This window comes from Nocardia wallacei (assembly GCF_029869545.1).
Lineage (GTDB): Bacteria > Actinomycetota > Actinomycetes > Mycobacteriales > Mycobacteriaceae > Nocardia > Nocardia wallacei_A.
Map to the genome: position 1 here is coordinate 1 of NZ_JARWQD010000016.1, position 8,999 is coordinate 8,999.

Genomic DNA, 8,999 nt, shown 5'->3' on the forward strand with positions numbered 1-8,999 from the left:
CGGGCCTGCGCGCCACCGTGCTGATCGGGTCACTGCGGGCGGGCGGGCCCCCGGGTGGCGGCGCGCCGGCACCCGCGGCCGGCGCCACCCCCCAACTGGGCGGCGCGCAGCGGCGCGGGCCCCCGGGCGCCCGCCAACCCCCCGAGGGGCGGCGCCTATCGGCGCGCCCCCCCCGGGCCCGCCGCCCGCCTGGCCCTGCGGCCCGACTTCGAGCACGCCCTGCTGGTGCTCGAGGGCGCGCTGACCGTCTCCGATATCGCCGCCGCGCCGGGGCCGCTGCTGTATCTCGGCAGCGATCGCCACGACCTGCGCCTCACCAGCGACACCGGCGCCCACGCGATCCTGATCGGCGGGGCGCCCTTCGGCGAGGATCTGGTCATGTGGTGGAACTTCGTGGCGCGCAGTCACGAGGAGATCCGCACCGCCCGAAACGATTGGGAGAACCACGATCTCGAGCGCTTCCCCGATATCGCGGGTCATACGCCGGATCAGCGGATCCCCGCCCCGCCGCTGCCGAATCTGCGCCTGCAGCCGCGCAAACGACGCATCGCACCGGGCGGCTGATCCCGCCCAATCAGGACCGGTCGAAAGCCGCACTGCCCGAATCGGTTTGCCGACCGATCTCCTGAGTTCCGATGACCCGCAACAGATCCAGCTTCTCCTGGGCATCGGTCCCCGGACGCGGGTAGAAGACCAGCAGGGACTGCGACGCGTTCGTGGTGAGCAGGGTTTCGCACACCAGATCCAGCAACCCCACCCGGGAATGGTTGATCCGCTTGGCGTCGCTGACTCGGACGGCCACCTCGTGCGCGGTCCACAGCCGCTCGAAATCGCTACTGGCGGCACGCAATCGCGAGACCACCTCGGCGACATCGGCGTCGCCGGCGCGGCGGGCGGCGGTGGCCCGCAGATCCGCGACATGCCTGCGGAGCAGGCGATCCCAGTCCTCCTCGGGGAACTTCGTGCGTTCCTCCGGGTTCGCGAACCACCGCCACAGCAGATACCGATCCATGCCGGTGAACCCCGAGCAGTCGCCCGACAGCAGGATATGCATCCGGTTCTGCGCCAGGACCTCGCCGAGGTCGGAGACCACGCAGGCCGGGGTGTCGTCGAGCTTGTGCAGCAGATACAGCAGCCCGGGACCGACATGTCCGTCGCCGCCGCCGCGGTCCGGCGCCGGGTGGCCGCAGAGGTGGAACAGATGATCGCGCTCGTCGTCGGTGAACCGCAGGGCCCGCGCGAGCGAGCCGAGCACCTGCACCGACGGGCGCGGGCCGCGCGACTGCTCGAGCCGGGTGTAGTAGTCGGTCGACATGCCCGCCAGCAGCGCCACCTCGTCGCGGCGCAGTCCCGGCGTGCGGCGGCGCAGCCCGGGCAGCAGCCCCACATCCGCCGGTTGCAGCTGCTCCCGGCGACGCCGCAGGAAGTCGGCAAGATCGTCGCGGTCCATCCCTCCACTGTCCTCCCCGGCCGGGCCGGAAACCAGGGATCGCCGATCCCCCGATATGCGATCTCTGCCTGGCCCGCGGATCACCCCGCACGATGGCAGGCATGACCACCATCGACACCATTCGGCTCGGCGCCACCGGACCGGCCGTCGGCCGCATCGGCCTCGGCGCCATGGGCATGTCCGGCGCGTACGGCGCATCCGACGAGGCTCAATCCCTCGCCACCATCCACGCCGCCCTGGATTCGGGCGCCAACCTCATAGACACCGGCGACTTCTACGGTTTCGGCCACAACGAGGCGCTCATCGGTCGCGCGCTCGCCGCTCGGCCGCGCGAGGACTACGTGCTCAGCGTCAAGTTCGGCGCCCTGCGCGGGCCGGACAACAGCTGGGGCGGCATGGACACCCGCCCGGAGGCGCTGCGCAACTTCCTCGGGTACTCGCTGCAGCGGCTCGGCGTCGACCACATCGACATCTACCGCCCGGCCCGCCTGGATCCGGATGTCCCGATCGAGGACACCGTCGGCGCGATCGCGGAGATGGTCGACGCCGGGTACGTGCGCCACATCGGCCTGTCCGAGGTCGGCGCCGAGACGCTGCGCCGGGCCGCGGCGGTCCACCCGATCGCGGACCTGCAGATCGAATACGCGCTGATCTCCCGCGGTATCGAAGGGCAGATCCTGCCGACCGCCCGGGAACTCGGGATCGGGATCACCGCGTACGGCGTGCTGTCGCGCGGGCTGCTCAGCGACTCGCTGCGCGGCGGAAAGGCGTTCGAGGCCACCGACTTCCGCGCCCACAGCCCGCGCTTCCAGGGCGAGAACCTCACCGCCAACCTGCAGCTGGTCGAGGCGCTGGCCAAGATCGCCGACCAGCGCGGGGTCAGCGTGGCACAGCTCGCCATCGCCTGGGTGCTGTCGAGGGGTGCGGACATCGTGCCGGTGCTCGGTGCGCGGCGCCCCGAGCGCTGGGCCGAAACGGTTGCGGCCCTGGATATCCGGCTGTCGGAGGCCGATCTCGCGGAGATCGAGGCCGCGGCCCCGGCCGACCGGGTCGCGGGCGATCGCTACGCCGCACCGCAGATGGCGATGCTCGACAGCGAACGCTGATCGCCCGCTACCCATATACGCCTCGCGGCAGCCCTTCAGATCCCGGTGCCGCGGCGGTAGTTTCATCCTCGAGGTTCGGGGCGCAGTGCCCGCCGAGCGAAGAGGTATCGATGAGGATCACGAAAACCAGTGCGACAACGCTGCTCTGCCTCCGGCCCACCGGGGTGGCCGCGGGCACGAGCGCGGCCGAGCCGCCGACCGCCGAGGACCGGCCAGCGCTCGAGGTGCGCGGGACCGATCGCGGCGTCGGCTACGACACGCGGCTGAGCACCGACCGGCGCGCGGCGGTGACGACGCTGCGGGCGGGCCGGTTCCTGCCCACCTGGGACGCGCAATCCGTTGCCGTGACCGATGTTTCGGGCGTGATGGTGGCCAGCCTCCCGCTGCGCCACGACATCGCCGGGCACCGGCTCGACCTCATGTCGGCGATCGACGAGGGCGGCCGCCGACTCACCCTGACGCCGGCCGGTCCGGCACCGGCACCGGCGCGAGACATCAGCGCTCAGCAGCGGTTCCTGGATGTGCTGCAGGCACACCAGCCTGCCGTCAGCCAGGGTGCCGCGATCGGGGCGGCGATCGGATTCGTGCTCGGCTTCCCCGCCGGGCTGTTCATGTTCGACATCTTCTCCGTGCCGATCGCCACCGTGGTGGGCGCGCTGGTCGGCGCGGGCGTCGGACTGCACAACAGCGGCGGTCAGGCCGCCGTCGACGAGGCGCGCGACGCGCTCGAGGACATGGTCACCGGCGGGGGCGAATCACCGCGGTGAACGACGCCGCCGCAACGGATTTGCCGGTGCCGTCGGTGATGTCCACCGGCACGGCCAGCTCGATCGGGGTGCGCGCCGCGATATCGGCGCGCGTCTGCTCGATGGTCTGCGCGGACAGCTCGGCGGTGGCCCGGATCGGCCCGGCCTCCCCCTTGGCCCGGGCCAGGTACTCGATCTTGCCGTCGCGGGCGACGATGAAGGTCTCGCCCATCAGGTCCACGATCCCGGAGATCGAGGCGCCCATCGCGGCGGTCTCCGCCAGGCCGAACAGGATCGCGGCGTGCAGGTCGCCGTTGTGATTGAGGTGCTCGGGCTTCGGGTCCATCGCCACCACATTGCGCCCGGGCAGGTACTCCACACCGTCGATCCCCGCGTACTGCAGGAATCCGAGCTTCTTGAACCCGGCCATCACCAGTTCGCCCATCGCCGCGCTGTCCATCGCCACTCCATTCGAGTTGAAACACGTTCTAGTTTTCATACCCGCATCGGAGGGTCGTTGTCCATGGGCCCCGGCTGTGCGCCGCCGTCGAGGGTGGTGGCGATACCGGCCAGCAGGCCGCCGGTGACGGCTCGACAGGTTGCGTGGATTCCGGCCGAGAGCATGCCGGAAAGGCATACCGCCCACGTGATTACGGTCGGGGATAGGGCGGCGGGAGCGGGTAGCCGTTGTCGGACAACACGTTTCGCAGCAGATCGGGGCGGTTGGTGATGATCCCGTCCACGCCGAGATCGATCAGCGCGGTCATGGTCGCGGGATCGTCGACCGTCCACGGGATCACCCGAAGACCGTGCCGGTGCGCCGACCGCACCAGCTCGGCGGTGGTGAACGGCTCGTAGTCCGGGTCGTTCATCGGGGCGTCCTGCGGGGTGCCGTGCACCGGCGAGACCGCGGCCGCGCCGAAAGAGGCTGCGGCGGAGACGAATTTGTCCTGCGGGGTGCCGCTGTGCTCGTCGATGTCGATCCCGCCCAGCCAGGGCGAGGCCCCCGGCTCCCCCACTTGCAGATTCTGCTGTCCGCTGGTCAGCGCGACGAGGGGCAGTTCGGGTGCCACCTCGCGCATCCGCATCAGCGCGCCCCAGTCGAAACTCTGAATGGTGACCTGATTCCCGATTCCCGCGCGGCGGATCTCCTCGGCGACCACCTGCACGAATTGCTCTCTCGGGGCGGTCTGCTCCGGCGCGGCGGCCTCGACCTTGGTTTCGATGTTCAGCATCACCCCGCCGGCACGATACCTGCGCACCAGCTCGAAAACCTCGGAGAGCAAAGGCATTCTGGCGCCCTCGACCGTTCGCTGCCCGGGGTGGTCGGGCAGCTGTTTCGAGCCGCAATCGATCGTGCGTACCTGCGCCAGGGTCAGGTCCCGGATGAAGGTGTTGCCGGGGACGTAGGGGAACTTCGGGTCTCCCGGGAAGGCCGAAGCGGTATCGGTGCACTTGGCCGGGTTCGGATCTCGATCGTGGGTGACGACTGCCCGGCCGTCGGCGGTGATCTGCACGTCCAGCTCCAGCGTGCTCACCCCGAGTTCCAGCGCGTTCGCGAACGCGGGCAGCGTGTTCTCCACAACGATCCCCAGCCCGCCGCGGTGGGCCTGCAGATCGAACGGCCGCGCGGGTTCCGCCGAGGCGGGCCCCGTCGTCATCACGGTCCCGGCCGACAGCACGGCGGCGCACAGAGCCCAGAGTCGTCGCATACCTTCATCGTGCTCGGTGGTACTCGACGCCCCGGTGAAACACTTCTGAATACCCCGCGAACTCCGCATCAGCGGAACCAGGCCGATGCCGCCGGGGTGAGCAACAGGACGATGGCGGCGAGCGTTCCGAGCGTGGCGAGCACGAAGCGGATCAGGACCAGCGGGCGCAGCCAGGACGGGAATTCGGAACTCGCGGCCCGCATGAGGGCCACGGCGTCGATGGCCCGGACCGCGGGATCATCCGACCGGCGGAAGGCCGCCCGCGTATATCGGACGGCGAATACCTGACCGGCAGTGACGAATCCGGCGACCACCAGCAGAATCGGCTCGACGATCAGCGACGGCAACCGGGAGGCGCCCGCGAGGTTCGCGATCGCCAGGCCGATCAGTAGCGCGGCGATGCCAATCGCGAACAGGAATTCCCAGACCTTCTCCTTCAGCCGAATCCCGTGCGCAGCAAGAACTTCCGGAGCATGGCCCTGGCGGACGATCTCGGTTTCCGCGGCGGCCTGGGCGCGATGGCCGGTGCGCAGGACGGCGACGGGGATGACGATCATCGTGGCCGCGAACAGCAACTGCAGGGCGACGGTCGTGGCGACGGCGGCAGGCATGGCGGGATCCTCGGCTCTCTGGCAAAACTACTGTGGGACAAGAGATTCAGACGAAGACCAGCACCGCGAGGCCGAGCACCGTGCCGCCGAATACCACCGCGTTCCGGATGCGCTGCAGGGTCCAGGTCCACGCCGGGAACCCGGACTCGGCGGCCCGCATGAGCGCGGGCACATCGATGCGCGCCAGCTCCGGATCGATCTTGCGCCGGAAGGCCGCCCGCACCGACTTCACCGCGGTCAGGTTGCTGTAGACGATGACGCAGTTGGCCAGGAACAACGCCGACAGCACCACCCAGTTCACCGGCCGCAGCCATTCGAACCCGGCCAGGTTGAGCCCGGCCATGATCACCAGGAAGGCGGCGATGCCGCCCGGCGCCCACCACTCGTGGCCGCTGGCATCGAACCGCATCCCGTTCTCCCGCAGGGCCGTCGTCCGCACCCCCTGCCGCGCCAGCTCCGCCTCGGCGGTCGCCATCGCGCCGGTCCCGTAGCGATTGCGCACCACGGGCATGCTCACGAAGGCAGCGGCGGCGGCGAATTCGACAGCGGCAATAACGGCGTTCATATCGTTCTCCTCGATCGAGACCACCGCACCCCGGCAATCCCTTGAACTAAGTACAAGACAAAGAATACACATCTTCTTGCACTAAGTTCAAGACCCAATTGAACTTAGTTGAAGCTCCGACCGCAACCCAGCTCAGCGCGCCTGGGCTCGCACGACGAGCCAGCGAATTCCCCGCAGGCTCCGCAGCGACCACCACGCGCGGATCACCTCGAGGTCGACGGCGGCCCCGTAGCCCGCGACGACATCAGCGAGATGCTCGCGATGTCCGAGCGTCAGGGCAGCGAGCTGGCGCCACAGGATCTCCGGCGTCGGGATCGGCGCCCTGGCCATCGCCTCGACCTCGGCGTCGGTGCGCATCCGATCGGCATCGATCTTCAGGAACACCTCGCCGACACGCAGGGTCGCGCGCTCGTGATGGGCGACGACGACCTCGATCTCGTCCATGTCGGCCAGTATCGCGCCCGACGATCACCGCGTCGCCGGGATTTTCCCGCGCGACGAGGTGCTGCTACTTCCTGCGGGCGCGGTAGGCGGCTACGGCGTTGCGGTTGCCGCAGGCGGTGCTGCAGTAGCGGCGAGAGCGGTTGCGGGAGGTATCGAAAACTATTCCGGCGCAGGAGGAGTCGGCGCAGATCGAGAATCGGCTGAGTTCGTCGGAGCGGATGAAATCGATCATGGCCATCGCGGTCTCGACCGCGATCCGGACCTCGAGCGGGGCGTCGGGCCGTACGGCGTGGATGTGGTAGTCGATATCGCCGTGGCGGACCAGCTGCGGCACCGCATGGTGTTCGGCCAGGATCCGGTTCACCAGGCGCACCGCCTCGTCGCGGTCGCTGGTGAGCAGCCGACGCAGCCGAGGGCGCAGGGCACGAACGGCCGCCAGCTCGGCGGCATCGCCCGCGTGCGCGCCGGTGTAGACGTGCCTGACGAAAAACTCGTCCAGCTGGGCGATTTCGGTCATGGTGTCCGGCTCCTCCGCCGAATTCACCAGCTCCACCGCCGCGATCATCGACGCCACGGTGTCATGAGCAAAGTCCATATTGACAGATTACCAGGGTGCCCATACCGTCATTAGTCATGGCGATATTGACTCATGACAGGCCGATCGGGGCCCGGGCCGGAGCCGGCTTGCTCATCGCCGGTGTGTCGGCCGCGGCGTTCGGGCTGTCGGGTCCGCTCGCGCGGGGATTGATGGATGCGGGCTGGAGTGCGGCGACGGTGGTCGCGGTGCGCGTCCTGCTCGGTGCCGTCGTACTGAGCCCGATCGCCGCATACCAGCTGCGAGGCGAGTGGAATCTGTTGCGGCGCAACGCCTCGCTGATCGCCGGGTACGGCCTGCTGGCGGTGGCCGGGACGCAGCTCGGCTACTTCAACGCCGTCGCGCACATGCAGGTCGGGGTGGCGTTGCTGATCGAATACACCGCACCGATCGCCGTGGTGGGGTGGTTGTGGCTGCGGCATCGCCAGCGTCCGGGAGTGCTGACGATCTGCGGTGCGGCCCTCGGCATCGCGGGGCTGTTCCTCGTCCTCGACCTGCGGTCCGGACTGTCGGCCGACTGGGTGGGCATCGCCTGGGCGCTGGGCGCCATGGTGGGCGCGGCGGGTTATTTCATCCTGTCGGCACACGGCGACGGCTCCATCCCCGGCACCGTCCTCGCCACCGGCGGCCTGCTCATCGGCGGGCTCGGCCTGCTCGCGGCGGGCGCCGTCGGCATCCTCCCGATGTCGGCGACGACGAATTCTGTTGCGTTCCAAGGGTTTACCACGCCATGGTGGCTGCCGATCCTCGCCCTGGGCACCGTGACGGCCGCCCTCGCCTATGCGACCGGCATCGTCGCCACCCGGCTGCTCGGCTCCCGCCTGGCCTCGTTCGTCGCCCTCTCCGAGGTCCTGGCCGCCCTGATCTTCGCCTGGCTGCTCCTCGGCGAGTCCCCGCGCCCCGTCCAATTCCTCGGTGGCGCACTGATTCTCACCGGCGTCGTCACCGTACGGCGCGGGGAATGAGGCTCAGGCGAGGAAGCGGGCCGAGGTGACGGTGACATCGAGCGGGCTGAGATACCAGCCGCTCCAGGTGTTCGCGACGAACAGCTGAATTCCGTGGCCGCTCGCCGGACCCGCGGTGATCAGCCACTGGCCGTTGCCGAATCCCGTTGCCGCGCTGACGCTGCCGTCCGACCAGGTGAATGTGGCCGCGCTGGTGGCGCCGGTGGCATTCCACGGAATCGTCACGCTGAACCGGCCACCGGTAACCCCCGGCAGCAGCGGGCTGTCGCACTCGCGCAGCGTCCCTTCCCGCTGAATATTCTGCCCGGCGCTACCACTACCCGGCACCAGCCTGCCGGTCATCACCCCACCCTGCCGACAGCCGCCGACATCCCCGGCCGCCGGCTCGCCGTGCCCCACCGGCGCACCCACTATCAGCGCGGCACCCACCGCCACCACCAGCCCCCATCGACGACCAGACACGCCATCACCTCTCGAGACCTACCGACCCAACCGATCGGCTGCCGAGGCTACCCCACCCCCACCCCCTCCCAACGCCAGTTCACCGAACTTGTCCCCACCCACAACCGGTGGGACCGACAAGGGCAATACCAACGATCCCCGCTCCGGAAATACAGCCTCCCCCGCTCCGCAAACCCACTCCGGCCCCCCCGACCGCACCGGGCCGTGCGTCATTCGAGAGCCCCTGTAGTTAGAAAAGCGAGGTGTAACACAATGTTTTAGGAATGCTGGGTGGTAGGTTATACCAACACGTGGTGTGGGGTGGGGGGGGTTTGTTGTTTAAAACGCGGGGGGGGTAGGGGGT

General features: G+C 69.4%; 13 protein-coding genes. 4 read left to right on the top strand and 9 right to left on the bottom strand.

Annotated features, from left to right (window positions below):
- Positions 1-54: 54 nt before the first annotated feature.
- A complete protein-coding gene (locus QH290_RS00415; protein WP_280381648.1) occupies positions 55-564 on the top strand; it encodes a pirin-like C-terminal cupin domain-containing protein in 510 nt (169 codons plus the stop codon).
- A 10-nt stretch (positions 565-574) separates the two neighbouring features.
- On the opposite strand, the gene QH290_RS00420 is transcribed toward QH290_RS00415, so the two are convergent.
- Positions 575-1,450 (bottom strand): helix-turn-helix transcriptional regulator, encoded by an 876-nt coding sequence (locus tag QH290_RS00420; RefSeq protein ID WP_280264890.1) that lies wholly within the window; start codon positions 1,448-1,450, stop codon positions 575-577.
- A 101-nt stretch (positions 1,451-1,551) separates the two neighbouring features.
- On the opposite strand from QH290_RS00420, the gene QH290_RS00425 reads away from it, so the two are divergent.
- A complete protein-coding gene (locus QH290_RS00425) occupies positions 1,552-2,556 on the top strand; it encodes an aldo/keto reductase (protein ID WP_280264891.1) in 1,005 nt (334 codons plus the stop codon).
- A 110-nt stretch (positions 2,557-2,666) separates the two neighbouring features.
- Positions 2,667-3,323: a DUF8020 domain-containing protein gene (locus QH290_RS00430; RefSeq protein ID WP_280381649.1), complete on the top strand. Its 657-nt coding sequence runs from the start codon at positions 2,667-2,669 to the stop codon at positions 3,321-3,323.
- Here the strand turns inward: QH290_RS00430 and QH290_RS00435 are convergent.
- The 7 genes from QH290_RS00435 to QH290_RS00465 all read right to left on the bottom strand — a co-directional run bounded on the left by QH290_RS00435 (position 3,295) and on the right by QH290_RS00465 (position 7,229).
- Complete coding sequence (locus QH290_RS00435) at positions 3,295-3,762, bottom strand: PaaI family thioesterase (protein WP_280261242.1); 468 nt, start codon at positions 3,760-3,762, stop codon at positions 3,295-3,297. The two genes, QH290_RS00430 and QH290_RS00435, sit on opposite strands and share 29 nt — an antisense overlap.
- Before the next feature lie 35 nt (positions 3,763-3,797).
- Positions 3,798-3,926 carry a hypothetical protein gene (locus tag QH290_RS00440; protein WP_280261241.1) on the bottom strand — a complete coding sequence of 43 codons (129 nt, stop codon included), beginning with the start codon at positions 3,924-3,926 and terminating at the stop codon, positions 3,798-3,800.
- Positions 3,927-3,952: 26 nt separating this feature from the next.
- A complete protein-coding gene (locus QH290_RS00445) occupies positions 3,953-5,014 on the bottom strand; it encodes a glycerophosphodiester phosphodiesterase family protein (protein ID WP_280381650.1) in 1,062 nt (353 codons plus the stop codon).
- Positions 5,015-5,082: 68 nt separating this feature from the next.
- Positions 5,083-5,625: a hypothetical protein gene (locus tag QH290_RS00450; protein WP_280381651.1), complete on the bottom strand. Its 543-nt coding sequence runs from the start codon at positions 5,623-5,625 to the stop codon at positions 5,083-5,085.
- Between the two features lie 46 nt (positions 5,626-5,671).
- Positions 5,672-6,190: a hypothetical protein gene (locus QH290_RS00455; RefSeq protein WP_280381652.1), complete on the bottom strand. Its 519-nt coding sequence runs from the start codon at positions 6,188-6,190 to the stop codon at positions 5,672-5,674.
- A gap of 132 nt (positions 6,191-6,322) precedes the next feature.
- Entirely contained in the window at positions 6,323-6,634 is a 312-nt protein-coding gene (locus QH290_RS00460) for a hypothetical protein (protein ID WP_280381653.1), read from the bottom strand.
- A 64-nt stretch (positions 6,635-6,698) separates the two neighbouring features.
- Positions 6,699-7,229: a CGNR zinc finger domain-containing protein gene (locus tag QH290_RS00465; protein WP_280381654.1), complete on the bottom strand. Its 531-nt coding sequence runs from the start codon at positions 7,227-7,229 to the stop codon at positions 6,699-6,701.
- A 38-nt stretch (positions 7,230-7,267) separates the two neighbouring features.
- Between QH290_RS00465 and QH290_RS00470 the strand changes: the two genes are divergently transcribed.
- A complete protein-coding gene (locus QH290_RS00470) occupies positions 7,268-8,194 on the top strand; it encodes an EamA family transporter (RefSeq protein ID WP_280381655.1) in 927 nt (308 codons plus the stop codon).
- A gap of 3 nt (positions 8,195-8,197) precedes the next feature.
- On the opposite strand, the gene QH290_RS00475 is transcribed toward QH290_RS00470, so the two are convergent.
- Positions 8,198-8,656: a hypothetical protein gene (locus tag QH290_RS00475; RefSeq protein WP_280261225.1), complete on the bottom strand. Its 459-nt coding sequence runs from the start codon at positions 8,654-8,656 to the stop codon at positions 8,198-8,200.
- Positions 8,657-8,999 lie beyond the last annotated feature (343 nt).

Bases quoted from the DNA above. Each gene is read 5' to 3' on its own strand.
- QH290_RS00420 (WP_280264890.1), bottom strand. From the start codon at position 1,450: ATGGACCGCGACGATCTTGCCGACTTCCTGCGGCGTCGCCGGGAGCAG.
- QH290_RS00425 (WP_280264891.1), top strand. From the start codon at position 1,552: ATGACCACCATCGACACCATTCGGCTCGGCGCCACCGGACCGGCCGTC.
- QH290_RS00430 (WP_280381649.1), top strand. From the start codon at position 2,667: ATGAGGATCACGAAAACCAGTGCGACAACGCTGCTCTGCCTCCGGCCC.
- QH290_RS00435 (WP_280261242.1), bottom strand. From the start codon at position 3,762: ATGGACAGCGCGGCGATGGGCGAACTGGTGATGGCCGGGTTCAAGAAG.
- QH290_RS00440 (WP_280261241.1), bottom strand. From the start codon at position 3,926: ATGCTCTCGGCCGGAATCCACGCAACCTGTCGAGCCGTCACCGGCGGC.
- QH290_RS00445 (WP_280381650.1), bottom strand. From the start codon at position 5,014: ATGCGACGACTCTGGGCTCTGTGCGCCGCCGTGCTGTCGGCCGGGACC.
- QH290_RS00450 (WP_280381651.1), bottom strand. From the start codon at position 5,625: ATGCCTGCCGCCGTCGCCACGACCGTCGCCCTGCAGTTGCTGTTCGCG.
- QH290_RS00455 (WP_280381652.1), bottom strand. From the start codon at position 6,190: ATGAACGCCGTTATTGCCGCTGTCGAATTCGCCGCCGCCGCTGCCTTC.
- QH290_RS00460 (WP_280381653.1), bottom strand. From the start codon at position 6,634: ATGGACGAGATCGAGGTCGTCGTCGCCCATCACGAGCGCGCGACCCTG.
- QH290_RS00465 (WP_280381654.1), bottom strand. From the start codon at position 7,229: ATGGACTTTGCTCATGACACCGTGGCGTCGATGATCGCGGCGGTGGAG.
- QH290_RS00470 (WP_280381655.1), top strand. From the start codon at position 7,268: ATGGCGATATTGACTCATGACAGGCCGATCGGGGCCCGGGCCGGAGCC.